At 73.9% G+C, this 24,361-nt stretch carries 24 protein-coding genes and 1 pseudogene; 14 read left to right on the forward strand and 11 right to left on the reverse strand.

The features are described from left to right. Entirely contained in the window at positions 1–846 is an 846-nt protein-coding gene (locus AB0N76_RS22045; protein WP_363559356.1) for a sigma-70 family RNA polymerase sigma factor, read from the reverse strand. A gap of 223 nt (positions 847–1,069) precedes the next feature. On the opposite strand from AB0N76_RS22045, the gene AB0N76_RS22050 reads away from it, so the two are divergent. The 5 genes from AB0N76_RS22050 to AB0N76_RS22070 all read left to right on the forward strand — a co-directional run bounded on the left by AB0N76_RS22050 (position 1,070) and on the right by AB0N76_RS22070 (position 7,185). After that, positions 1,070–1,495, forward strand: coding sequence for a hypothetical protein (locus AB0N76_RS22050; RefSeq protein ID WP_363559358.1), 426 nt, complete (start codon positions 1,070–1,072; stop codon positions 1,493–1,495). A 609-nt stretch (positions 1,496–2,104) separates the two neighbouring features. Then, positions 2,105–2,779, forward strand: a complete 675-nt coding sequence (locus AB0N76_RS22055) for a hypothetical protein (RefSeq protein WP_363559360.1) — start codon at positions 2,105–2,107, stop codon at positions 2,777–2,779. Continuing rightward, complete coding sequence (locus tag AB0N76_RS22060) at positions 2,779–4,089, forward strand: DUF3987 domain-containing protein (RefSeq protein ID WP_363559362.1); 1,311 nt, start codon at positions 2,779–2,781, stop codon at positions 4,087–4,089. Before AB0N76_RS22055 ends, AB0N76_RS22060 begins: the two co-directional genes overlap by 1 nt. Before the next feature lie 1,142 nt (positions 4,090–5,231). Then, positions 5,232–5,450, forward strand: a complete 219-nt coding sequence (locus tag AB0N76_RS22065) for a helix-turn-helix domain-containing protein (RefSeq protein WP_363559364.1) — start codon at positions 5,232–5,234, stop codon at positions 5,448–5,450. A gap of 496 nt (positions 5,451–5,946) precedes the next feature. Continuing rightward, entirely contained in the window at positions 5,947–7,185 is a 1,239-nt protein-coding gene (locus AB0N76_RS22070) for a tyrosine-type recombinase/integrase (protein WP_363559366.1), read from the forward strand. Between the two features lie 81 nt (positions 7,186–7,266). Here AB0N76_RS22070 and AB0N76_RS22075 read toward each other — a convergent pair whose 3' ends face one another. After that, positions 7,267–8,025 carry a phosphoglyceromutase gene (locus AB0N76_RS22075; RefSeq protein WP_363559368.1) on the reverse strand — a complete coding sequence of 253 codons (759 nt, stop codon included), beginning with the start codon at positions 8,023–8,025 and terminating at the stop codon, positions 7,267–7,269. A gap of 149 nt (positions 8,026–8,174) precedes the next feature. Here AB0N76_RS22075 and AB0N76_RS22080 point away from each other — a divergent pair, with 149 nt between their 5' ends. Then, on the forward strand, positions 8,175–9,470 hold the full coding sequence (locus AB0N76_RS22080) for an MFS transporter (protein ID WP_363559370.1): 1,296 nt from the start codon (positions 8,175–8,177) through the stop codon (positions 9,468–9,470). A 4-nt stretch (positions 9,471–9,474) separates the two neighbouring features. Here the strand turns inward: AB0N76_RS22080 and AB0N76_RS22085 are convergent, their stop codons facing one another. Next, a complete protein-coding gene (locus AB0N76_RS22085) occupies positions 9,475–10,017 on the reverse strand; it encodes a YbjN domain-containing protein (protein WP_363559372.1) in 543 nt (180 codons plus the stop codon). A gap of 65 nt (positions 10,018–10,082) precedes the next feature. Continuing rightward, complete coding sequence (gene mshA, locus AB0N76_RS22090) at positions 10,083–11,468, reverse strand: D-inositol-3-phosphate glycosyltransferase (RefSeq protein WP_363559374.1); 1,386 nt, start codon at positions 11,466–11,468, stop codon at positions 10,083–10,085. Between the two features lie 558 nt (positions 11,469–12,026). On the opposite strand from mshA, the gene AB0N76_RS22095 reads away from it, so the two are divergent. Next, on the forward strand, positions 12,027–12,860 hold the full coding sequence (locus tag AB0N76_RS22095) for a class I SAM-dependent methyltransferase (RefSeq protein WP_363559376.1): 834 nt from the start codon (positions 12,027–12,029) through the stop codon (positions 12,858–12,860). 152 nt (positions 12,861–13,012) lie between these two features. On the opposite strand, the gene AB0N76_RS22100 is transcribed toward AB0N76_RS22095, so the two are convergent. Next, complete coding sequence (locus AB0N76_RS22100) at positions 13,013–13,588, reverse strand: O-acetyl-ADP-ribose deacetylase (protein ID WP_363559378.1); 576 nt, start codon at positions 13,586–13,588, stop codon at positions 13,013–13,015. 238 nt (positions 13,589–13,826) lie between these two features. Here AB0N76_RS22100 and AB0N76_RS22105 point away from each other — a divergent pair, with 238 nt between their 5' ends. Further along, a complete protein-coding gene (locus tag AB0N76_RS22105) occupies positions 13,827–15,284 on the forward strand; it encodes a SpoIIE family protein phosphatase (protein WP_363559380.1) in 1,458 nt (485 codons plus the stop codon). A 139-nt stretch (positions 15,285–15,423) separates the two neighbouring features. On the opposite strand, the gene AB0N76_RS22110 is transcribed toward AB0N76_RS22105, so the two are convergent. The 4 genes from AB0N76_RS22110 to AB0N76_RS22125 form a co-directional block, all read right to left on the reverse strand. Continuing rightward, positions 15,424–15,777: a DUF2516 family protein gene (locus tag AB0N76_RS22110; protein ID WP_363559382.1), complete on the reverse strand. Its 354-nt coding sequence runs from the start codon at positions 15,775–15,777 to the stop codon at positions 15,424–15,426. Between the two features lie 141 nt (positions 15,778–15,918). Further along, positions 15,919–16,434, reverse strand: a complete 516-nt coding sequence (locus tag AB0N76_RS22115; RefSeq protein WP_363559384.1) for a hypothetical protein — start codon at positions 16,432–16,434, stop codon at positions 15,919–15,921. Between the two features lie 23 nt (positions 16,435–16,457). After that, entirely contained in the window at positions 16,458–16,844 is a 387-nt protein-coding gene (locus AB0N76_RS22120) for a helix-turn-helix transcriptional regulator (protein ID WP_363559386.1), read from the reverse strand. Positions 16,845–17,011: 167 nt separating this feature from the next. Then, the gene (locus AB0N76_RS22125; protein ID WP_363559388.1) at positions 17,012–18,115 is read right to left on the reverse strand and encodes a MerR family transcriptional regulator; all 1,104 of its coding nucleotides are present in this window, start codon (positions 18,113–18,115) and stop codon (positions 17,012–17,014) included. A 183-nt stretch (positions 18,116–18,298) separates the two neighbouring features. Between AB0N76_RS22125 and AB0N76_RS22130 the strand changes: the two genes are divergently transcribed. After that, positions 18,299–18,835 carry a DinB family protein gene (locus AB0N76_RS22130; RefSeq protein WP_363559390.1) on the forward strand — a complete coding sequence of 179 codons (537 nt, stop codon included), beginning with the start codon at positions 18,299–18,301 and terminating at the stop codon, positions 18,833–18,835. Between the two features lie 180 nt (positions 18,836–19,015). Continuing rightward, positions 19,016–19,636, forward strand: coding sequence for a YceI family protein (locus AB0N76_RS22135; protein ID WP_363559392.1), 621 nt, complete (start codon positions 19,016–19,018; stop codon positions 19,634–19,636). 171 nt (positions 19,637–19,807) lie between these two features. Here the strand turns inward: AB0N76_RS22135 and AB0N76_RS22140 are convergent, their stop codons facing one another. Continuing rightward, on the reverse strand, positions 19,808–20,773 hold the full coding sequence (locus AB0N76_RS22140; protein WP_363559394.1) for a LysR family transcriptional regulator: 966 nt from the start codon (positions 20,771–20,773) through the stop codon (positions 19,808–19,810). 144 nt (positions 20,774–20,917) lie between these two features. Here AB0N76_RS22140 and AB0N76_RS22145 point away from each other — a divergent pair, with 144 nt between their 5' ends. From AB0N76_RS22145 to AB0N76_RS22155, 3 genes and pseudogenes are all read left to right on the forward strand, one after another. Next, positions 20,918–22,183, forward strand: a complete 1,266-nt coding sequence (locus AB0N76_RS22145; protein ID WP_363559396.1) for an MFS transporter — start codon at positions 20,918–20,920, stop codon at positions 22,181–22,183. Between the two features lie 10 nt (positions 22,184–22,193). After that, positions 22,194–22,286, forward strand: a pseudogene (locus tag AB0N76_RS22150) (Appr-1-p processing protein); the annotation flags it as partial. Further along, on the forward strand, positions 22,282–22,800 hold the full coding sequence (locus tag AB0N76_RS22155; RefSeq protein ID WP_363559398.1) for an Appr-1-p processing protein: 519 nt from the start codon (positions 22,282–22,284) through the stop codon (positions 22,798–22,800). The pseudogene AB0N76_RS22150 and the gene AB0N76_RS22155, both read left to right, overlap by 5 nt. A gap of 4 nt (positions 22,801–22,804) precedes the next feature. On the opposite strand, the gene AB0N76_RS22160 is transcribed toward AB0N76_RS22155, so the two are convergent. Continuing rightward, complete coding sequence (locus AB0N76_RS22160) at positions 22,805–23,338, reverse strand: GNAT family N-acetyltransferase (RefSeq protein ID WP_363559400.1); 534 nt, start codon at positions 23,336–23,338, stop codon at positions 22,805–22,807. A gap of 207 nt (positions 23,339–23,545) precedes the next feature. Here AB0N76_RS22160 and AB0N76_RS22165 point away from each other — a divergent pair, with 207 nt between their 5' ends. Beyond that, entirely contained in the window at positions 23,546–24,343 is a 798-nt protein-coding gene (locus AB0N76_RS22165; RefSeq protein ID WP_363559402.1) for a TetR family transcriptional regulator, read from the forward strand. Positions 24,344–24,361: the final 18 nt, after the last annotated feature.

Here is a 24,361-nt window from a genome sequence, read left to right on the forward strand (position 1 = left end):
TCAGCCCTCGTGTCGGTAGATCGGGGTAACCCTGCTGCTCTCCAGAACTTCCAGGGTCTGCGGGTCGTAACGGCAGGAGATGAGCGTGGAGAAACGCTTCGCCCGAACCTCGCGGTAGAGCTCGCCGAGGTGGTTCTCCAGATAGTGCACGACACCGTTCGCGCCGATCGCGTGGATGCCCGCGATGTACAGGAAGGTCCCTTTGCCATCGAGGCGGGGAAGCCGAGCAAGATAGCCGACGTCCCCGGCTGTGCCGTCCACGTCGAGCGGGGAGCGGTACTCGGTCTCGGTGCGCAGGTCCGCCAAGTGCCAGGCCGAGTCCTTGCGGAACCGCAGGTTGTCGTCACCTTCGAGCACCTGAGCAACGATCGGGGACAGCCGCGGCCCGCAGATGACCACCAGGTGGTCGCGGTTCAGGTTCACGATGCCGGACGGCGGGATCACCTCGGATTCGGAGTCGAGCTTCAGGCCCGCGAACAGCTTGCGCAGGTGCTCGTAGTTGCTGAGGTCTTCCCTGGTCACGACCTCGCTTGGGTTCTCCTCCTGCGACTTCCCGGCCTCGTACTTGCCGCCGAGCGCCACCGCCATGGGCCCCAGGCCGAAGAACGCGCGCTCCGGCGCGGGGCCGGCCGACGCGAGCTGGCCGACACGCCCGCGGCTTACGCCGAGCAGAGCAGCGATCTCGGTCTGCGACATGCCCGACGCCGACGCCTCTTCGATGGCCTCCCGGCGGACGCGGGACAGCTCGACCACCCGGCTCTGGTAGTCCGCCATCAGGGCAATCGCCGCCTTGGCCCGTTCGATCGGGACGGCCACGTTGGCCACCCGCTCAAGCTCCTCGTGCATCGTGATCCCTTCGCTGCCTAGGGGGGCGAGGCAAGAGTACCGCGAGGGGGGCTTGACGCACAGATGACGCCTGCCTACCTTGGGTATCACGAGAGGGCGAAAGTCCCCCTAAGCAGCAGTGGGGGTGGGCCTAGCACTTCTCTGACCTGCCCAAACGCAGTGGAGCGGCGCCCCAACCGCCAAGTCAGTACGCCGCTCCATGCCCCATGAAGGGAGTTCCATCATGCACGCTTCGCTCACCACTCAGCCGGTCCTGACCGTAGACACGGTGCAGGAGAACGTCTCGCTGTTCGGCGAGGCCGACCCGGGCGAGCCGGAGCCGCGCCTGTCGGTGCGGGTGTCGATGTCGCTGCGGTTCTACGACATGGTGGGCCTGCTGGCCTTCCACCCGGCGATGATGCTCACCGCCTCGGAGCTCCAGTGCTCCGACGAGCTGGCCGAGGCCCTGCGGTTCGCGATCGTGGACTCCGGCATGTCCCAGATCGAGGAGTACGCGGAGCTGGCCCGGAGTGCGCTGTCCGGGCCGCGCCGGCCGTTCCACGCCTACACCAAGCTCGTCGCCGAAGCCGTCACCCGCACGTTCGGCATGACCGCCCCGCAGCCGCCCGCCGCCCCGGCGGTGAACACCCTTCGGCTCGTAGCCGCCTGACGCCTTCCCGGGTGAGCGCTCACCGACGCTCACGGGCGCTCACCACCCGCTCACCCGACCAGTCGGCCGCCCCCGCTTCAGGCGCAATCGGCCGACTTTCAGGCCCGCCCGGCAGGCGGTGAACACCCGACTGTTCACCGCCGCTCACGGAACCCGTTCCCGGCGTTCCCGCCGACCGTTCCCGATTCCCGGGAAGCGCTTCCCGCCCTTTACCCCCAAGCATCGGTCGCCCCCTGACCAGCGGTCACGGCCCGACCGACAGCCGACCGCGCTCACCGGTGAACACCCGACCGTTCCCGGTGAACACCCCCGACTTCCAGCCCGACTCCCAACCCATGAGGAGTAGCTGTGACCAGCCAGAACGGGGCCGACTCCCGCGCCCCCGAAGCTCCACCACCCGGCCCTGAAACGCCGACCGCCGCCGCTGAAACGGGCGCCCGTGGACCCGAAACCGGCGCCGCCGTGAGCGGTGAACGCCCCGCCGTGAGCGCCGTCCGGTCGGGTGTTCACCGCCCCGTTCACCCCGCGCCCGAAGCGGCCGACCGTGTGGTCGAAACGGCGCCCGGCGGACCTGAAGCGGACCCGTCCGTGAGCGGTGGACACGGTGTCGTGAGCGCCGGTGAGCGCCCGGTGAACACCCCCGCCGCCCGTACCGCCGAAACGCTCGCCGGTGCCGCCGAAGCGGACCCGGACGCGGTTGAAACGGTCCTGCCCGACCCGATCACGCTCCCGGCGCCGGTGCGGGACGCGCACCGCTCGACCGCCCGGTGGGCCGCCGACCGCTTCGTGAGCGTGCTCCGCAGGATCAGCCCGGCGGTGGTGTTCGACCGGTGGGGACAGCCCGTCGGCATCCCCGCCTACGGCTCCCCTGCGTTCGCCGCCCTGCCCGCCGGCGACCCACGCCGGGAGGCCGCTCTCGTCACCGCCGCCGAAGCCTGGCGCCAGCAGGCCGAGCAGGCGCCCGAGGCGATCCACGCCGGCCTCCGCACGGACCTGGTGCTCGGCGAGCGGGCCCGCGCCGCGTGGGTGGCCGAGGACGAAGCCGCCTGGAAGGAGCTGGTGCGCACGGTGCGGGCCTGGTCCAACCACCCCACCGCGCTGGAGCTGGCCGAGCAGCGGGCCCGCGCAGCCGAGGCCGCCCACCGGCCGGTGAGCGCTTCTCCGGCCTGGCCGCCGGTGGCGATCCCCGGACGGCCCGGCTGGCACCGCCACCACCGCCCCGACGGCCGTCAGGCCGACCTCCCCGACACCACCACCGCCCCCGATCTTGCGGAGAGCGCCTGATGCCCGTCGAACTCCACCTCGCCACCCCCGCCGACGGCCGACCACAGGCCGCCAACCCGATGTACGACCCGGCCGGCGGGATCGACCGGCCGACGCGGCCGGGCCCGGTGCCGGACCCGGAGGTGTTCTGCGGCTGGGTCGGCTCCACCGTCCGCGACCTCGACCCGACCACCGAGGCCGACCCCGTCGGCGTCCTGGTCAACCTGCTGTCCGCCGGCGGCGCCGCGATCGGCCCGGGCCCGTTCATGTGGATCGGCAACGACCGCCACCCCGCCCTCATCTGGGCCCTCACCGTCGGCGCCACCGCCGCCGGCCGCAAGGGCGCCGGGACGAACACCGCGAAGCGCCTGTTCAAGGCCGCCGTGCCGGACTTCATCGCCTGCAACACCCGCTCCGGCCTCTCCTCCGGCGAGGGCCTGATCGAGATGGTCCGCGACGGCGACGGCGACAAGGACCCCGGCGTCCTCGACAAGCGCCTGTGGGTCGTCGAGTCGGAGTACGGCGTCACGATGGCCCGGGGCCGCCGGGAGGGGTCGTCGCTGAGCGGCATCCTGCGGCAGGCGTGGAACGGCGAGGACCTGGGCGTCATGAACCGGGACGCGCTGCACGCCACCGCCCCGCACATCGCCGTCATCGGCCACATCAGCCCGCGCGAGCTGCGGGCGAAGATGCAGGACGCCGAGATGGCCGGCGGCACCTACAACCGCTTCCTGCCGGTCTTCGTCCACCGCAACCTCCTCGACCCCGACGGCCAGGGCGCCCCCGACCAGCTGATCGACAATCTCGCCACGGCGTGGAAGACCGTGCTCACCGACGCCCGCCGCGTCGGAGAGGTCCAGCTCGACCAGCAGGCCGCGCAGCTGTGGCGGGAGGAGGTGTACCCGGCGCTGTGCGGGGACGAAGGCGACGAGGGCCCGATCGCGGAGTTCACCGCCCGCGCCGCCCCCTACGCCAAGCGCGCCGCCATGGTCTACGCCCTCCTCGACCACACCGACCGCATCGGCGAAGACCACCTGCGCGCCGCCTGGGCCCTGGTCCGGTACGCCCGCGCCAGCGCCGCCCACATCCTCGGCCCCACCGCCGCCGCCAGCACCGGCGACCCGCACCTCGACAAGCTCCTGAACGCGGTGAAGACCGCCGGGCCGTCCGGGATGACGCAGTCGCAGGTGCAGGTGCTGCTGAAGCGGCTGAACGCCACCCAGCGCGCCGACGTCACCGCCCGCCTGGTGCAGCTGCCCGGGTTCGCCGCCGCCCAGCTGTCCACCGGCGGCCGCCACCAGACCGTCTACCTCTACGCCCCGCCCGACTGACAGGCGGTCCGGAAAGGCCGGAAAGCCTGTAAAGGCTTCTGACCTGCGGAAACGGCTGGCGGAAAGTGGTCCGCGATGGTCCGCAAAGGGGTCCGCGAACCCCGGCCGTCACCCATCCCGGACCCTTTCCAGACCATTCCGGACGGCTTTCCGCCACACAAAACCCCAGCTCAGACCCCATTCCGGCCTTTCCGGCCTTTCCGGACCACCCCGGGGGACGGCCACCAACCAGCCCCGGCCCCGCCAGCCGGGCCAACTGTCAGGTGACAGGCGCCAGTCGGCGACTGGCACCCCGGCCCGATTTCCCCAGGTAACGCGCGCGCGAGACCGCCAGTCGGCGCCTGTCACCCCGACTGTCACCCCCGCTGGCACCCGATCTTGAACCCCCTGACACCCACCCAACGGAGACCCACGATGCCCCGCACACCCACCACAGCCCCCGCCCGGCCGACCCGAACCGACGCACCACCGGCCGCCACAACGCCCCGCGCCCGCTCCCCACCAAGCACCGGCCACCCCGCCCCACAGCCCGCCCGGTCTAGCACCACCACCCGCTAGACCTAGCACCCCCGCTAGCGGGCAACCCCGGCCACGACCAGCCACCTAGCACCTAGCACGCCCCGCCGGCCGAACTCCGCAACACACCCACAGCCCGGCCCCACGCCCCTCCCCGGCCGCTAGCCACCAGAGCACAAGCCGCCCGCCCGGTGACCGCTCGCAACCTCCCCCCACCCACCCCCCACCCGGGAAAGCCCTCCCCCACCCGCTCACAGGCCCGGGAGGACGTTCTCCGGCCGGGTGGGGGGTGGGTGGGAGATCACCCTCCGTCACAAGAGAGCCGAAGCCCGGCCATCAGACCCCGGGCGTCAGAAACCGTCTGACGCCGGCGGGCCCCGATTCCCCGGGTAACGCGCACGCGCGCGCGAGCTGACGCGTCTGACACCCCGTCCTGACGGCCCTGACACCCCACCCGACGCCCGCCCTGACGGTCCTGACACCCCGGCCGGGAGCCAGCCTGACGGCCCTGACACCCACCGAACCACCCCCCGCCGAACCGCCCTGACGGCCCTGACGCCCCTGACGGTCGCCCTGACACCCCCGGCACCGTCACCCACCGCAACCGACCGTCCCTGGAGAGCACCTTGGCCGACCGCCGCACCCCGCCCACCGCCGCGCCCCTGCCCACCCGCTTCCTCAGCCCCGAAGACATCGCCTCCCTCTTCGGAGTCCCCCTGGAAACCGTCTACCAGTGGCGCCGCAAGCGCACCGGCCCGCCCGCATTCCGCGCCGGCCGACACCTCCGCTACCACCCCGACGCCGTCGCCCAATGGGTCACCGACCAGACCCAACAGGCCGCCTGACCGATCAGGGACCCGCCAGGGAGGCAGGGAGAACTCCCTCCCCGCCTCCCTGACACCGGCCCCCACCCCCACCAGCACATACCCCGCCACAGGGAGGCAGGGAGGCACCCCACAGCCCCCGCCGAACGCCCCGAGAACGGCCCCTCTCCCGGTACCGGACGCCTCCCTCCCTGCCCCACCACACACCCCCTCCCAGCACCCCCGCCGGGCAGCCACCCGCAGCCCCTCAGCGTGCCAGTGCCGGTAGGCCCGAAGCCCGCCCAGCACCGGCCCAACCACCCGGCGGGGCCGCCCCGGACACCCTCCCCACGACCGCCCCCAGGCATCGCCCCGGCCGTCGTCCGCCGGGCCACCCCGACCCCCTCCCCCGAGGGCCGTCGGCCGCCCGCCTCCTCGACTACACCCGCCGCGCGACCTGCGGAAACGCCTCGACTACAGGCCCGACTACACCCCGACCACACGTCGACTACAGCCCCGACCACAAAGGAGCGGCCCCATGGCCGGCCACATCCAAGACCGCTGGTACAAGACCGAGCCCGGCCCCGACGGCAAGCCGCAGCGCGTCCGCACCGACCGCTACGGCACCGGCAAGCGCTACCGCGCCCGGTACGTCGCGCCGGACGGCACCGAGAAGTCCAAGTCCTTCCCCGACCGCCAGAAGCGGTTGGCGGAGGAGTGGCTGGCCCGGATCGAGGCCGACATGTCGCGCGGGCAGTACCTCGACCCGGCGGCGGCGAAGACCACGTTCCAGGAGTTCGCCGAGCACTGGCTGCGGAGCCAGACCAGCGACCCCAACACGCAGGCGTCGATGCGCTCGCAGCTGCGGAAGCACGCCTTCCCCCGGATCGGGGCCCGGCCGCTCGGGTCGTTCCAGCCGGGGCACATCCGGGAGTTCGTGGCGGAGTTGGAGACGTCGGGCATCTCCGGCTCGTACGCCCGGGTCATCTTCTCCAACGTCCGCGCCGTGCTGAGCGCGGCCGTGGACGACGGTCACCTGCCCCGGAACCCGTGCGCGGCGCAGACGGTCAAGCCGCCGGTCGTCGGGTCGAAGCGGGTCGTCCCGTGGCAGCCGGAGCGGGTGTTCGCCGTCCGGGCCGCGATGACCGAGCGGTACCGGGCGACCGTGGATGTCGGTGCCGGCTGCGGGCTGCGGCAGGGCGAGATCCTCGGCCTGGCCGTGGACGCGCTCGACTTCGAGGCGGGCACGATGCACGTCACCCAGCAGCTCAAGCTCAGCCTCAGCAAGCCAGTGTTCGCCCCGCCGAAGGGCGGGACGCTGCGGAGCGTGCCGCTCCCCGGGCCGGTGGCGGACGTGCTCCGGGCCCACATGAAGAGCTTCCCGCCGGTGGAGGTCACCCTGCCGTGGATGAAGACCGGCGGGCCGCCGGTCACCAAGCAGCTGATCTTCACCAGCGTCTCGGACTCGATCGTCTGGCGCGGCATGCTCAACGAGGACTATTGGAAGCCCGCGCTGGCCGCCGCCGGGGTGATCCCGCCCCGGGCGCGGGGCGAGTCCTACGCCGCCGCCCGCGAGCACGGCATGCACGCACTGCGGCACTTCTACGCCTCGGTGCTGCTGGACGCCGGCGAGAGCATCAAGGTCGTCAGCGAGTACCTGGGCCACGCCGATCCGGGGCTGACGCTGCGGGTATACGCGCACCTGCTGCCGGACGGCCGACACCGGGCCCGGAAGGCGATCGAAGGGGTCTTCGGGGTTCAAGATCACGAAGGCTGACGGCCCACAGGCGGCCCCGGGATGAAGACGGCCCCTCACCAGCGCCATACGCGCAGGTGAGGGGCCGTTTCGGCAAGTGGGTTACTTCTTGCCCTGGTTCTTGACCGCCTCGATGGCGGCGGCGGCGGCCTCCGCGTCGAGGTAGCGGCCGCCCTTGACGAGCGGCTTGAAGTCGGCGTCCAGCTCGTAGACCAGCGGGATGCCGGTCGGGATGTTCAGGCCCGCGATGTCGGCGTCGGAGATGCCGTCGAGGTGCTTGACCAGCGCGCGCAGGCTGTTGCCGTGGGCGGTGACCAGGACGGTCCGGCCGGCGGCGAGGTCCGGGACGATGGCGTCGTACCAGTACGGCAGCATCCGCTCGACGACGTCCTTCAGGCACTCGGTGCGCGGACGCAGCTCGCTCGGGATGTCGGCGTAGCGGGCGTCGCCGGCCTGCGAGTACTCGTTGTCGTCGGCCAGCACCGGCGGCGGGGTGTCGTACGAGCGGCGCCAGAGCTGGAACTGCTCCTCACCGAACTCGGCCAGGGTCTGGGCCTTGTCCTTGCCCTGCAGGGCGCCGTAGTGGCGCTCGTTCAGGCGCCAGCTGCGGCTGACCGGGATCCAGTGGCGGTCGGCCTTGTCCAGGGCGATCTGCGAGGTGCGGATCGCGCGGCGCAGCAGCGAGGTGTGCAGGACGTCCGGCAGGAAGCCCTCGGCGGCGAGCAGCTCGCCACCGCGCGCGGCCTCCTTCTCGCCCTTCTCGTTGAGGTCGACGTCGACCCAACCGGTGAACAGGTTCTTCTGGTTCCACTGGCTCTCGCCGTGACGGAGCAGGATGAGTCGGTACGTCGTGTCAGCCATGGCGCCCAGCTTAGTGGAGCCCGGAAAAACCCCTGGTGGGCGCCCTCTCTGATCGGTAAGGTGTGCACTGCGCCAGTGCCACTTACCCTCTCGCTGGGCGGTCCTGCCCTTCCGTCTCAGCGGACGTCCGCCTGCCCGGGAGCCCCCACATGCCCGATTCACCCCTGCTCGTCCGCGTCCGCAGATCCGCCGCCGAGACGATGGGCGGCCTGCCGCGCCAGTTCTGGTGGCTCTGGACGAGCACGCTGATCAACAAGCTCGGCGCGTTCGTGGTCACCTTTCTGGCACTGTACCTGACAACCGATCGGGGCTACTCCGCCTCGTACGCCGGTCTGGTCGCCTCGCTCTTCGGCCTCGGCTCGGCGATCGCGTCGGTCGTCGCCGGGGTGCTGAGCGACCGGATCGGGCGGCGGCCGACGCTGGTCGCCGCGCAGCTCGGCACCGCGCTGTTCACCGCGGTGCTCGGCTTCACCGACGGGCAGGTGGCCATCGCGGTGGTCGCCTTCCTGGTCGGCTTCTGCAACAACGCGACCCGGCCGGCCACCTCGGCGATCATCGCGGACATCGTGCCCGCCGCGGACCGGGTCCGCGCCTACGCGCTGAACTACTGGGCGATCAACATCGGCTTCGGCCTCTCGGCGGCCGCGGCCGGCCTGATCGCCACCCACGGCTACCTCACGCTGTTCCTGCTGGACGCGCTCTCCACGCTGATCTGCGCGCTGGTCATCTTCGTCCGCATCCCGGAGACCAAGCCGGACGCCCCCCTCGCCAAGTCCGGCGAGCCGCGGGTCAGCCTCCTCACGGTGTTCCGGGACGGCCGGTTCATGGCCGTGGTCGGGCTCAACCTGCTGCTCGCCCTGGTCGCCCAGCAGGGCTCCACCATCCTCGCCGTGGACATGGGCCGGGCCGGCATCACCGCCCACGAGTACGGGCTGGTCATCGGCCTCAACGGGCTGCTCATCGTGGTGCTGCAGATCCCGGTCACCAAGTGGATGGAGGGCCGGAGCCGGACCGCGCTGCTGGTCGCCAGCGCGCTGCTCATCGGCTGGGGCTTCGGACTGACCGCGCTGGCCGGCTCCTCGGCGTGGTTCTACGCCTTCACCGTGGCGGTCTGGACGCTCGGCGAGATCCTGAACGCGCCCACCATGATGGGGCTGGTCACCGAGCTGTCGCCGACCCGGGCGCGCGGCCGCTACCAGGGTGTCTACTCGCTGTCCTGGTCGCTCGCCTCGTTCCTCGGGCCGGCGGCGGGCGGGGTGCTGCTGGAGCGGGCCGGCAGCGCGGTGACCTGGGGGGCGTGCGGGGTGCTCGGCACGGTCGCGGCGGGCGGCTACGTGCTGCTCGGCCGGCGGCCGGGGGCGGCGCTCGCCGCGGTCGCGGAGCCCGCGCCAGTGGCGCTCCGGAAGGCGGACGCCGAGCCGGAGCGGGCCGCGGCCGGCGGCTGAGCCGCTACTCGGCGGCCGTGTCCGGCGTGGCGGCGGCCGCCGAGACCGGGCCGGCCAGGTGGGCGAAGGCGGCCAGGTTGCGGGTGGACTCCCCGCGCTTGGTCCGCCACTCCCACTCCCGCCGGATCGCGGTGGCGAAGCCCAGCTCCAGCAGCGTGTTGAACGGCTCGTCGGCGTTCTCCAGCACCGTGCCCAGCAGCCGGTCCACCGTGTCCGGGGTCAGCGCCTCCAGCGGCAGCCGGCCCGCCAGGTAGACGTCCCCGAGCTGGTCGACCGCGTAGGCGACGCCGTACAGCCGGGTGTTGCGCTCCAGCAGCCAGCGGTAGACGGCCTCGTGGTTCTCGTCCGGACGCCGGACCACGAAGGCGTTCACCGACAGGGTGTGGTCGCCGACCCGCAGCGCGCACGTGGTGCTCAGCTTGCGGGTGCCCGGGAGCGTCGCGACCAGCGTGAACGGGTCGGTGGGGGCCGGCTCCCAGGCCACCCCGGCCTCGTCCAGGGCGGCGCGCAGCAGGGTCAGGGCCTCGTCCTTGGTGCGGATTGCCATGGGGGTGACGTTACTCGGGGGTACGGCCGCGCGCAGCAGCGCACCGGCCGCCCCCGGGACACGGCCTAGGCGAGCAGCCGGCGGGCGCCGCCGAGCAGGCCGGCCGGGCGGGCCAGACTGCCGGCGTACACCTCCGCGGTGGTCGCCGCCGCGGTGTCCCAGCCGAACCCGGCCGCGTGCCGGGCCGCGGCCGCGCCCCGGCGGGCCACCAGCTCCGGGTCGGTGACGTACGGCTCCAGCGCGTGCGACCAGGCCACCGGGTCGTGGCCGCGCACCAGGGTGCCCGTCAGACCGTCCCGGACGGCGACCGGCAGACCGCCCACCGCGGCCGCCACCACCGGCGTGCCACAGGCCTGCGCCTCCAGCGCGACCAGCCCGAACGACTCGCTGTACGAGGGCATCACCAGCGCCGTCGCCGCCCGGTACCACTCGGCGAGCGTCGCCTGGCCCACCGGCGGGTGGAACCGCACCACGTCGCCGATGCCCAGCTGGGCGGCCAGCTTGTGCAGGCTCTCCGGTCTGGCCAGACCGGTGCCGGACGGGCCGCCGACCACCGGCACCACCAGCCGCTCGCGCAGCTCCGGGCGCCGCTCCAGCAACTCGGCGACCGCGCGCAGCAGCACGTCCGGGGCCTTCAGCGGCTGGATCCGGCCGGCGAACAGCAGCACCGCGGCGTCCGCGGGCAGCCCGAGCCGGGCCCGGGCGGCCCGGCGGGCCGCAGCGGAGTCCGGCGTGCCGGGGCGGAACACGTCCAGGTTGACGCCCGGGTGGACGACGGCCAGCTGGTCCGGGCGGGCCGCGTAGAACCTGGCCAGCTCGGCGGCCTCCTCGGTGGTGTTCGCGATCAGCCGGTCGGCCGCCTCCACCACCTGGCTCTCGCCGATCACCCGGGCCGCCGGCTCGGGGGTGTCGCCCTCGGCCAGCGCCGCGTTCTTCACCTTCGCCATGGTGTGCATGGTGTGCACCAGCGGCACGCCCCAGCGCTGCGCGGCCAGCCAGCCGACGTGGCCGGAGAGCCAGTAGTGCGAGTGCACCAGGTCGTAGTGACCGGGGCGGTGGCCCGCCTCGGTGCGGAGCACGCCGTGCGTGAAGGCGCAGAGCTGGGCCGGCAGGTCCTCCTTCAGCAGGCCCTCGTACGGGCCCGCCGTCACGTGCCGGACCAGCACGCCCGGGGCCAGCTCGACGGTGGGGGCGTCGTCCGAGCAGATCGACCGGGTGAAGACCTCGACCTCGATGTCGAGCTCGGCCAGCCGCTTGGCCAGCTCGACGATGTAGACGTTCATGCCGCCCGCGTCGCCCGTCCCCGGCTGGTGCAGCGGGGAGGTGTGGACGCTGAGCATGGCTATCCGGCGCGGGCGACGGCGGCCGCCCTGGACGAGCGACTGGAGCCGGCCGCGCGCGGGCGTGGCCGGCTGGGCACGGCGAACCGAACGGACGGGGTGCTGGATCACCTGGCTGAAGCCTCCTCGTGTGCTGCCCGTCTCTGCAGCCTGCTTGCGTGCTGCCTGCTGTCCGGTGTGCGCGCCGCCGCCCGCGCCGCAGGGCCGCGGCGCGTGCTGCGACGCGACGGCCTGCCGCCCCGTCCGGGCACACATCACCACCAGTGTGCCAACCACGTCGTCACCGACCGGCATTCCCGTCCCGCGGGGTGAGATGGCCGATGGGACGACGGGGGTGGTGCACAAGGTGGCGCACCGGGGGACGGCGGGGGTCGGCGCGCGCGGCGCCGGGCCGGGAACCGGCGCACCGGGGGGCGCGGGAGCGCGGGGCGAGGGGGCGGGGGACGACATGGGGCCGTGCACGAGATGGCGCACCCGGGCAGCGGGGGTCGGCGGGCGGGGCGGCGGGCCGGGAAGCGGCGCACCGGGGGACGCGGGAGCGCGGGGCGACGGGGCGGGGGCCTGTGGGCGGGGCGAGTGGGAGCGGTGCGCCGGCGGGAGCGCGAGGGCCCGTTGGCGGCGGCGGCCGGGGGCGGCGTGGGGATCGGGGTGCCCCGTACCCTGTGGGGCATGGCCGCCTCCTCCTTCGACTCCGTGACCGCGCCTGCCCGCGGGCAGGCGGGGCGGCCAGTGGGCACCGTCACCCGCGGCACCACCAACACCAACCGGCTGCGCCGGATGGACCGCTGGATCGCCCACACGCTCGGCCCCGCGCTGCGCTCCGCCGACCGGCCGCCGGTCGCCGTCGACCTCGGGTACGGCGCCGCGCCGTGGACGGCGGTCGAGCTGTCCGGGCGGCTGCGCGCCGTCCGGCCGGACGTCCGGGTGGTCGGGATCGAGATCGAGCCGGCCCGGGTGACCGCCGCCCTGCCGTACGCGGTGCCGCCGCTGCTGACCTTCCGGCGCGGCGGCTTCGAGGTCCCGCTGGACGGCGGCGGCCCGGCCCAGCTGATCCGGGCCGCCAACGTGCTGCGGCAGTACGACGAGTCCGCGGTGGCCGGCGTGTGGGAGCGGCTGTGCGCCCGGCTGGCCCCGGACGGGCTGCTGGTCGAGGGGACCTGCGACGAGATCGGCCGCCGGCACGTCTGGGTGGCGCTCGGCCCGGAGGGGCCCCGCACGGTGACCTTCGCCGCCCGGCTGGGCGGCCTCGGCCAGCCGTCCGACCTGGCCGAGCGGCTGCCGAAGGCGCTGATCCACCACAACGTGCCGGGCCGACCGGTGCACGCCTTCCTGCGCGACTTCGACCGCGCCTGGGCGGCGGCGGCGCCGTACGGGGCGTTCGGCGCCCGGCAGCGCTGGGTGGCCGCCTGCACCGCGCTGACCGGCGCCTGGCCGCTGGTGGACGCGCGCGGGCGGTGGCGGCAGGGCGAGGTCACCCTGCCCTGGACGGCGCTGGCCCCGTAGTCCGGCCGACGGACCCGACCGACCGCCCCGGCCGACCGAACCCGACCGACCGCCCCGGCCGCCCGGTCCGCGACTTCACTCGAACGAGTTATCGAATATCCCTGGCGTGTTGACGCCTCGTCACGCCACCATGGGGACAGCCGATCGGCGCCTCACTCCCGCCCCGGCAGCCCCAGCCCCAGCTCCCGCCCGACACCCGCGAAGACCTCGTACATCTCCCGCCCGAACAGCACGAACCGCACCTCCTCCAGTCCGTCCAGGCCGGTCCCGGGCTCGGGCTCCGCCGTCACCGCCGCGGCGGTGCCGAGCGCGATCCTGGCCGCGTCCTCGGGCGGCCACCCGAAGATCCCGGCCGACACCGCCGGGAAGGCCACCGTGCCCGCGCCCAGCTCCGCCGCCACCCGGAGCGACTCGCGGTAGCAGGAGGCCAGCAGCCCGGCCCGCTCGTCGTACTCGTCCGCCAGGTAGACCGGCCCCACGGTGTGCACCACCCAGCGGGCCGGCAGGTCGCCGGCCGTGGTCGCCACCGCCTGCCCGGTGGGCAGTCCCCGGCCGTAGTGCGAGGCCCGCAGCTCGCGGCAGGCCTCCAGGATCCGCGGTCCGCCCTTGCGGTGGATCGCGCCGTCCACGCCTCCGCCGCCCAGCAGAGAGGAATTGGCGGCGTTCACCACCACGTCCACCTGCTGTGCCGTGATGTCACCCTCGACCAGGGTGATCCGCGTCACCATGTCGTACCCCCTTCTCCGGCCCGTCGCAGCCCCCGGCAGTACGGGCCCCGGCTCGTGTTCACTGCCTTCATCCAACACACCGCCACCGGCGTGGCGACAGCCGTCACGGCGCCGGTCGGTCAGAGAAATCCCCGGAGATCACGTTATGGTCGCGAGAAGTTCCCCGACGCAGGGTGCCAAGCGGGCACTGCGGACGGACGCCGGCCGTTACGCACTCGGGGAAAGGGAGGATCAGCCGATGCCCGCAACGGGAGACGGGCGGGCACCTGGTGACGCCCTGGACGGCGGCCCGGACGACGCCCGTTCCGAGCCTGCCGCCGAGCCGTCGACCCCCGCCGAGCAGCCGGCCGGACCGACCATGGCGGCCGCGCCGATACCTCACCCCCGGTCGGACCCCCGCCCCGGCGGCCGGACCACCCCGCTCGCCGCCGCCCCGCTCAAACTGCTGGTCATCGAGGACGACGCCACCGACGCCCAGCTGCTCAAGGCCGCGGTCGCCGACAGCGGCGCCCCGATCGAGATCCACTGGACCCGCGGCCTCGACCAGGCCTTCGACCTGCTCGCCCCCGCCCCGGCCGGCCCCCGGCGCGGGCGGCCGCGCGGCAACGACTTCAGCTGCGTCCTGCTCGACCTCGCCGCCCCCGCCGACCTGGCGCACCCCTCGGACGCCTCCGACGGCCTGGAGGGCCTGCACGAACTGCTCCGGCGCGCCCCGCACACCGCCGTCGTGGTGCTCACCGACGCCGCCGGCGTCCAGCTCGGCGCCGCCGCGGTGGCCGCCGGCGCCCAGGACTTCCTGATCAAGAACGAGACGGACGGCCCGCTGCTGGCCCGCGCCCTGCGCTACGCGGTCGAACGCAAGCGCGCCGACGAGTCGCAGCGTCGGCTCGTCGAGGCCGAACTGCGCGGCCAGGAGAACGCCCGCCTCCAGCGCCACCTGCTGCCCACCCCGCTGCTCGACGGCGCCGGCCTCTCCTTCACCCGCCGCTACCGCCCCGGCCGCCGCCGCGCCCTGCTCGGCGGCGACTTCTACGACGCGGTCCGCAAGGACGACGGCACCGTCCACGTGGTGATCGGCGACGTCTGCGGGCACGGCCCGGACGAGGCCGCGCTCGGCGTGGCGCTCCGGATAGCGTGGCGCACCCTGGTCTTCGCCGGCCTCACCGGCGAGCGCCTGCTCACCACCCTCCAGCACGTGCTGGAGCACGAACGCCGCAGCGACGAGATCTTCGCGACGCTCTGCATGCTGGTCATCGAACCCGCCGACGCCACCGCCCCGGGCCACGCCGAACAGGCCCGGCTCTACCTCGCCGGCCACCCGCCGCCACTGCTGCTCGGCGCGGACCACACGCCGCTGAGCCTGCCGGCCGACCACGCCGGACCCGCCCTGGGCCTGCTCCCCTGCGACGACGGCCAGGCCGTCTGGCCCGCGCACCGCTTCGACCTGCCGCCCGGCTGGCGGCTGCTGCTCTACACCGACGGGCTGATCGAGGGCCGGATCGGCGCCGGCTCGCGCCGCCTCGGGCAGGACGGGCTGGCCGACCTCATCGGCGACCACCAGTCGGCCGGGCTGACCCGGGGCCGGCTGGTGGACAGCGCGATCGCCGAGGTCGAGGAGCTCAACGGCGGCGCCCTGACGGACGACGTCGCGGTGCTGCTGCTGGAGCGCAACCCGGCGCACCTGATCCTGGGCTGATCCCCCGGCCGAGTGGCCGGAGGGCGACCAGCCCCGGTGGTGCCCGGAAGGCGACGAGCCCCGGCGTCCGCGCGGTCGAGCCGCCGGACGCCGGGGCTCGGCTCATGCCCTGGACGTCACCGATCCGGACGGGCGCCCGTCACCAGGGCCCGTACGGCCCCATGTTGCGCTGGTCGCCCCGGCCGCCGCCCCGGTTGGTCAGCGCCCGGATCGCCGGGCGGACGTCCACCACGTAGACGATCGCCGCGACCAGGCCCCCGAGGGTGAGGAAGCTGGTCATGAAGTTCGCGCCGAACAGCAGGTCCAGCCCGAACGCGACGCCGAGGATCGCCAACCAGAAGCCCTTGGTCTTCTTGTCCGCCGCCCGGTAGCCGTCCTCCGGGCGGATGGCCGCGTCGATCAGCGCGAACAGCTTGTAGCCGAGGATGGCGACCGCCATCCACCAGAACGGGTTCAGGAAGTCCAGGAACAGGATCTGGCCCACACCGGCCATGACGGCCTCCTCTGCGTCTCGCTGCGGAACCCCGGCCCGCCCATCCTGGCACGGCGGGCCGCCCGCCACGGGGTCAACGTCCCGGCGGCACCCGGGGTGCCCGGGGAGTTCGGGGCGCTACTCGGCGGTCTACTCGGCGGTCTACTCGGCGGTCTTGCGGGAGCGGCCCCGCTTCGGGGCGGCCGGCGCCTCGTCCTCGACCAGCTCGCCCTCGACCGGCTCGGCGTCCGCCAGCTCGGCCCCGGCCGACTCGGCGTCGATCCGCTCCGCCACCGTCTCGTCCGGGCCCGCCGCACCGGCGCCGCGGCCCCGGTCCACCGCGACCTTGCCGCGCTCGGCCAGCTCGTCGTAGGTCTCCTTGGCCTTCACCGCCAGCTCGACCGCGCGGCCGACCTGCTGGAGGGCGAAGCCCTGCGCCTTCTCCTGCAGCGCCTTCAGGTCGGTCGGCAGGGCGGCGACCGTGTCGGTCACCTTCGCCTGCGCCTCGGCCAGCCGGGCGGTGGCCTTCTCCTGGGTGCCCTTGCGGTCCGCCGCGAGCGCCTCGACCTTGCCCGGCACCTCGCGCAGCTTCTCGTAGGCGAGCTCCCCGGCGCCGGCGAGCGCGTAGAGCGGGGTCGGGTCGGTCAGGGTCTTCTTGATCTCGTCCGTGATCGGCATGGCCGGTCCTCCCGTGCTGGTGACTAGGGTGCCTCGTCCGCGTCCTCGTCGTCGGGCTGCTTCCCGGCGGCGTTCTCCTTGAGGAAGGCGTCGTAGACCGCGAGCAGCGCCTGCTTCTGCTGCTCGTTGATCAGCGGATCGGCCAGGATCGAGGCCCGCAGCTCCAGGCCCTCCCCGCGCCGCTCCTCCAGGATCCCGGCCTGGACGTAGAGCGTCTCCGCCGAGATCCGCAGCGCCTTGGCGATCTGCTGGAGGATCTCCGCGCTCGGCTTGCGCAACCCTCGCTCGATCTGGCTGAGGTACGGGTTGGACACGCCGGCGGCCTCCGCCAACTGCCGCAGCGAGTACTGCGCGTTGCGCCGCTGCTCGCGGATGTACTCGCCCAGCGAGCCGACGTTCAGTGAGGCCATGCCACCACCCTGCCCCAGGGTGCTTGCAAATGCAAGCAGAGTGCTAGCAGCAGCAAACGGGGGGCAGGGGGTGGGGGCGGCCGGACGGCGGGGGCGGCTCGTCCGGCGGGCGAGCCGGCTGGCGAGGGCGGCCGGTCCGGCAGCGGGCCGGCCGGCGACGGGGCCGGTCAGGACGGGAGGCGGACCGGCATGAGGATGGAGAAGGTGCCCGGGTGGGCGGGGGTGCGGATGGCGAGGGGGGCGATGGGGCCGCCGAGCTCCAGGACGAGCTGCTCGGGCCCGGCGGCCGGGAGCGCCTCCAGGAGGAAGTCCCGGTTGACCGCCACCCGGAGGGCGTCCGGGCCGCCGTCGGCGTCCGGGGCGGCGAGGGCGAGCCGGCCGTCCTCGTCGAAGGTCAGGACGGCGACCTCGCAGGCCGCGCCGTGCGGGCCGGACGGGAGGCTGCGGGTGGCGGCGGCCTCGACGGCCGCGCGCAGCTCGGCGGCGGGCAGGCCGACCCGGCGGACGGGGTCGAGCCGGACCAGCGCGCGGTAGTCGGGGTAGTCGTGCTCCAGGGCGGCGCCCTCGATCCGGTGGCCGCCGGCCTCGAACCGGACCGGTCCGGCCCCGAGGGTGAGGTCGACCGTCCCCGCACCGGAGCCGAGCAGGGCGCGGACGGCGTCGGCCAGCACGGTCGGCACGATCGCGGCCGCCGATGCGGTCGGGCCAGCAGGGGCGTCGGCCACCGGCACCTCGGCGAGCGCCATCCGGTAGCGGTCGGTGGCGACCAGCCGCAGCAGACCGCCGTCCAGGTCGAACAGCACACCGGACAGCACCGGCAGCTCCGGGTCGCCGCCGACCGCGAAGCGGACCGCGTCCAGGGCTTCGGCCAGCTCGCGGGCGGGGACGGTGCAGCGGTACTCGGCGGGGGCGGCGGTCATCGGACTCTCCCTCTGGTCGATCAGTCGACGGATCAGGGAGAGCTCCCGGCGCGCGTCGGCGAGGCCGTCCTCCAGCCGGCGCAGGTGCGCGTCGACCACCCGGTGGGCCGTGCCGGTGCCGGGGGCCGCGCCGAGCACGGCCCGGATGTCGGCCAGCGGCAGGCCGACCCGGCGGAGCCGGGCGAGCAGCCGGGCGTCGGCGAGCTGGTCGGGCGCGTACCAGCGGTAGCCGGTGTGCGGGTCGACCCGGGCGGGGGCGAGTACGGCGGCGCCGTCGTAGAAGCGCAGCGCGCTCACGCTCAGGCCGCTGTCGCGGGCCAGTTCGCCGATGCTGCGCAGGTCGCTCTCCATGCCGGGGACTCTGGGGGCTCGACCAGGTCGAGGGTCAAGCCGCGTGCCGGACCGGATTCGACGATACCGGCGACGCGTCCGGTAGTGGCGGACAGGATCTGTCCTACTCGGCCGATACCTTCGGTCTACCGGAGCGGGGAGGTCCCGCCCGGAGGACCCCATCGACGAGAGGCGGACGGATCCATGCCCACCCTGGTGAACGCCGAGACCGACGAGCGCGACGCCCTGCTCTCCTTCCTCGACGCCCAGCGCGGCGGCCTGCGGCGGGCCGTGCTCGGCCTGACCGAGGAGCAGGCCGCGGAGCGGCCGAGCGCCAGCGCCCTCTCGCTCGCCGAACTGATCAAGCACGCGGCGATCTGCGAGCACGGCTGGGTCGTCGGCACCCTGCTGGGCCGGCCGGAGGGCCAGTACGACTACCAGAAGGTGAGCACCTTCACCCTGGTCGAGGGCGAGTCGCTGGCGCACTGGCTGACCCGGTACGAGGAGGTCGCGACGGAGACCGAGGAGATCATCAAGAGCCTGCCGAACCTGGAGGTGGACGCGCCGCTGCCGGAGGCGCCGTGGTTCCCGGCCGGCTCGCGGCGGACCGCGCGCTGGGTGCTGCTGCACCTGATCGAGGAGGCGGCCCGGCACGCGGGCCACGCCGACATCATCCGCGAGTCGCTGGACGGCCGGACCGCGTTCGACCTGGTCCGCGAGGAGCTGACGCAGGCCGGCTGACGCAGGCCGACTGACGCCCCGCCCTCCTCCGCACCCCTCGCTGATCGCCCCGTCCGGACGCCCCGGGCGGGGCGAGCCGCATTCCCTCGCGATCATTGGTTGAACTTTGAACGAAACGGGTCTACAGTGGAGCCATCAAGTTGAAGCCTAAACAAATGGCTTCGAACCCGAGGAGGAGCCATGGGCCTGTTCAACCGCAACAAGAGCGCCGCCGCCACGACCACCGCGACCGCCGTCGCCGAGACCCCGGCCGGCCCGGACCTCGGTCACCTCACCGGCGACTGGGCGATCGACACCACCCACAGCGAGATCGGCTTCGCGGTCCGCCACGCGATGGTCACCAACGTCAAGGGCCGCTTCACCGAGTACGACGGCAAGCTCCACCTGGACGGCACCACCCCGGCCAACTCCAGCGCCGAACTGGTGATCAAGGTCGCGAGCATCGACACCAACCAGGCCCAGCGCGACGAGCACCTGCGCACCGGCGACTTCTTCGCCGCCGAGACCTACCCCGAGATGCGCTTCCGCAGCACCTCCGCCGAGCGCCTGCGCGAGGACAGCTACCGGCTGACCGGCGAGCTGACCATCAAGGACACCACCCGCCCGATCGTCCTGGACCTCGACTACACCGGCAGCGCCACCGACGCCTACGGCGCCGAGCGGGTCGGCTTCGAGGGCAAGGCCGTCCTGGACCGCACCGACTGGGGCCTGACCTACAACGCCGCCCTGGAGACCGGCGGCGTGCTGATCGGCGAGAAGGTCAAGCTCAGCTTCGACATCTCCGCCGTGAAGGCGGCCTGACCCGGCCGCCCGTCCCCCCGCACCGATACCGGTGCCCGCACGCGCCTCGCCCCTGTCGACCCCCGAGCGGCAGGGGCGAGGTCGCATCCGGTCACAACGACCGGTGCCAGTGGAGTGATTCCTTCCACGCGGCTGCTTCGCACACGGATTCAGCTCCCACGTACCGGTCGCTCAGGACGCCAGCAGCGCGGCGTCCGGCGCCGGCAGCCAGCTGCCCGCAGGCCGCCGCAACCAGGCCTCCCGCGCACCGAGTTCGGCCGCCGCCGCGCGCAGCGCGGTCAGCCCGGGATGGCGCAGGTCAGGGCGGTGCACCAGGCTCACCAGGCTGAGCGGCACCGGCTCGACCAGCGGCACGTTCACCGCGCCCGGCAGGACCGGGCCGCCGACGGTGGTCAGCATCGGGTCGCCGTGCCGGGCCAGGTAGCGGGCGGTCTCGTCCACCCCCACCGGCGGGGTGTACGGCGGCGCCGGGCTCAGGCCGTGCTCGCGCAGCAGCCGCAGGCCGAGATCGGCCCACTCGGTGGTGGCCGGGTTGCCCGCGCACACGTCCACCGGGTGGCCGGCCAGCTCGGCGAGGCGCAGCGCCGACCGTCCGGCGAGCGGATGACCGGCCGTCATCATCACCGACACCCGCTCCAACCGGAGCGGCGTCTGGGCGAGTTGGGCGCGCACCCCGGCGGGCAGACCGGCGAAGCGGCCGAACGAGACGTCCAGCCGGTGGGCGAGCAGTTCGGCGGCGGCCGCCGCCAGACCGCCGTGGAAGCGGGCCAGCAACTCCCCCTCCGGCCAGGCGGCGCGGGCCCGTTCGAGCAGTCGGTTGCCGGTGAGGTCCGGCCCGGTGACGTCGCTGTTGAGGTCCAGCAGCAGCGGCCGGTGCGCGGCGCCGGCCAGGATCTCGTCGTGCAGGGCCAGCAGGCGGCGGGCCTTGGGCAGCAGGCCGAGCCCGGCGGCGGTGAGTTCGACGCTGCGGGTGGTCCGGGTGAACAGCGCGTCGCCGAGCAGCCGTTCCAGCGTGCGGACGTCCCGGCTGAGCGCCTGCTGGGCCACGTGCAGGCGCTCGGCGGCCCGGCCGAAGTGCAGCGTCTCGGCGGTCATGACGAAGCCGCGGAGCAGACGGGGGTGCAGGTCACGGGACATGGCGGCAGGCTAGCGATCATGCCGTGCGCCGTCCATTGACACCAATCCGTTGTCAATGCGGCAGAACAGGTGTTGGACCGCGAACGGTCCGCGGACCGAGGCTGAGGGCCTTCCCCCTCGTCCTCCCTCTCCCCGCGGAGTCCCATGCTCGCCCCGTACCGCCGCCTGTTCGCCCGGCCCGGCACCCTCGCCTTCACCCTGAGCGGGCTGATCGGCCGGCTCACGATGTCGATGACCGGCGTCTCGCTGGTGGTGCTGCTCGCCGAACGGCGCGGCTCGTACGCGCTGGCGGGCGCCGTCGCGGCGGCCGGACTGGTCACCGGGGCGATCGGCATGCCGGTGCTCGGCCGGCTGGTCGACCGGTACGGGCAGGCACGGGTCACCGTCCCGGCGGTGCTGTACAACGCGGTGCCACTGGCCGGGCTGCTGCTCTGCGTCCGCGCCGGCGCCCCCGACTGGACGCTCTTCCTCTGCTGGGCGGCCGGTGCGGCGATACCGAACCTCGGCGGCATGGCCCGGGCCCGCTGGGCGCACCTGTACCGCGACGACCCGGCGGCCCGGCACCTCGCCAACTCCCTCGAACAGGCGCTGGACGAGCTCTGCTTCATGACCGGGCCGGTGCTCGGGATGGTGCTCTGCACCGCGATCGCGCCGGAGGCCGGTCTGCTCACCGCCGGGGCGCTCGGCGCCGTCGGCGCGCTGCTCTTCGCGGCCCAGCGTCGGACCGAGCCGCCGCTCGCCGAGCCGCTCGCTGGTGGGCGGGCCGCCCGGGCGCGGCACGGCTCGCCGCTGCGGGTGCCCGGGCTGCGGGTGCTGACGCTGACCTTCCTCAGCACCGGGATGATCTTCGGCTCGCTCGACCTGACCACCGTGGCGTACGCCGACGCGCTGGGCCACCGGCCGGTGGCGGGCGGGCTGTTGGGGCTGGTCGCGGCGGGGTCCTGCGTGGCCGGGCTGGTGTTCGGCACGCTCCGGCCGAACGGGCCGACGGGCGTCCGCTTCCTGCGCGGCGTCGCGGCGATGGCGGGGCTGCTGCTCCTGCCGCTGCTCGCGGGGCTGGGCGCAGCCGGACTGGGCGGCGCGGGGCTGGCCCTGGTCGGGATCGCGCTGTTCGCGGCCGGGACGGGGACCGCGCCGACCATGGTGACCGGTATGACGCTGATCCAGGAGCTGCTGCCGCAGCGGCAGTTGAACGAAGGGATGGCGATCGCGGTGTCCGGGATCCTGGTCGGCATCTCGGCCGGCTCGGCCCTGGCGGGCGCGGTCGCGGAGCGCGCGGGGCCCGGGGCGGGCTACTGGATCCCGGCCGGGGCCGCCGCGCTCGCCCTGCTGATCGCCCTGGCGGGCCGCCGCCACCTGGGGGCGTCGGCGCCGGAAAATGCCGAACGCGTTGTCAGTGGGGCGCGCTAGCGTTCGGGACATGGTCGAGGCGAGCACCATCACGTACGTCCGTGGCGACGCCACGGCGCCCCAGGGGCGGGGCGTGAAGGTGATCGCGCACGTCTGCAATGACCCGCCCCGAGCCGAAGGGCGCGCCGGTGCCGAAAGGGAGAAGTGACAAGCGACGAAGGAGCGCCGGAGCGCCGACCGTCGGCACCGGGTCGGAGCGCCCGGAGGCGAGCGGGCGATTAGCAGCGGGCTGGGGGAAGGGGTTCGTCCTGGCCCTGTCGAAGCGGTGGGCCGAGCCGGAGGCGGCCTACCGGCGGTGGCACCGGGAGCGCGCGGGGAACGACTTCGGGCTGGGCGCGGTGCAGTTGGTGCGGGTCGAGAAGTACCTCTGGGTGGCCAACCTGGTCGGGCAGCGCGGCATCCGGACCGGCCGCTCGTCCGGCCCGCCGGTGCGGTACCCCGCGATCGACACCGCGCTGGCCACCCTGGGCGGCCACGCGCTCGACCTGGGCGCGTCCGTGCACATGCCGAGGATCGGCTGCGGCCTGGCGGGCGGGCGCTGGTCCTCGGTGGAGCCGCTGGTGACGGCCCGGTTGGCGGAACGGGGGGTGCCGGTGACGGTCTACGACCACGACTGAGGCGCTACAGGGCCGCGAGTTCCGCCGCGGTCCAGGTGTACTCGTACTCGGGCAGTGTGTAGCCGCCGGGGAAGACGCCGTCCCGGGCGGCGGTGCGACGGCCGCCCGCGCGTTCGTAGAAGGCGATCGCCCGGGTGTTGGCCCGCAGGACCTCCAGGTAGAGGTCGGCTCCGGGGTGCCGACGGGCGACATGGGCGCAGGCCGCGTCCAGCAGCCCACGGCCGATCCCGGCGCCGGTCAGACCGGGGCGGACGTGCAGGTTGTCGAGCAGCACCCGGCCGTCCGGCTGCGGGACCAGGTAGGCGAACCCGACGGTCTCGCCCGCCCGTTCGGCGATCAGCAGCTCGGGGGTGTGCTCCGGCCCGCCGTAGTCGACGGCCAGCCGCAGCTCCCAGATCTCGCGCCGTTCGGCGGCCAGCCCGTCGCCGAGCGCGTCCTCGGGGACGATGCCGGTGTAGGCGGTGCGCCAGCTGGCGGCGTGCAGCTCCGCGACGGCGGCGGCGTCCCGTACGGTGCCCGGCCGGATGGTGGTGATCATGGGACGACCCTCTCATCCGGCTTGAACATGTTCAACCCTTCCCTCTACAGTCACTCCCATGCTTTTGAACACGTTCGAAATGCACGAGGGCGGAGCGTCGGCACCGGATGCGGAGGGGGCATCCGGTGCCGTACGCGCCGACACCGCCTGGGACTGAGCCGATCGGGCCAGGCTCGGGGCCCTGCCGATCCGGCTAGGCTCGGGGCCGTGGACGACCTGGCAGCGACGAACGGCACGAGCACGACGAGCGGCACGAGTGGCACGCCCGGCACGGGCGGCGGCGCCGCCGAGCCGCGTGGCAGCCGCGCGCAGCCGAAGACGGACAAGAGCGAGCAGACCCGGGCCCTGATCCTGGAGACCGCGATGCGGCTCTTCCAGGAGCGCGGCTACGAGAAGACCACCATGCGCGCCATCGCCGCCGAGGCGGGCGTCTCGGTCGGCAACGCCTACTACTACTTCTCCTCGAAGGAATTCCTCATCCAGGGGTTCTACGACGGGATGACGTACGAGCACGCCGCCGAGGCCCGCCGCCGGATGGCCGGCACCAAGGACTTCGCCGAGCGCCTGGAGATCGCCGTCACCGCCTGGATCGACTGCGCGGCCCCGTACCACGAGTTCGCCGCCCAGTTCTTCCGCACCGCCGCCGACCCGAACAGCTCGCTGAGCCCGTTCTCCAACGAGTCCCACCCGGCCCGGGCCACCGCCGTCGAACTCTTCCGCGAGGTGCTGACCGGCTCCGAGCTCGCCCCGAAGCTGGACGCCGAACTCGCCGAACTGCTCCCCGACCTGCTCTGGCTCAACCTGATGATCGTGGTGCTCTACTGGGTCTTCGACCACACCCCGGACACCGAGCGCACCCGCGAGTACGTCCGCCGCTCCACCCCGATGGTCGCCCGGATCATCAACCTCTCGCGCTACCGGGTGTTCCGCCCGATCGTCCGCGACGCCAAGGGCCTGATCCAGGACTTCATCCTGCCCACCATCGGCAAGAGCGCGGCCAAGTAGCAGCCGAGCAGCGGCCCA

It is taken from the genome of Kitasatospora sp. NPDC093806 (assembly GCF_040683335.1).
Taxonomy (GTDB): domain Bacteria; phylum Actinomycetota; class Actinomycetes; order Streptomycetales; family Streptomycetaceae; genus Kitasatospora.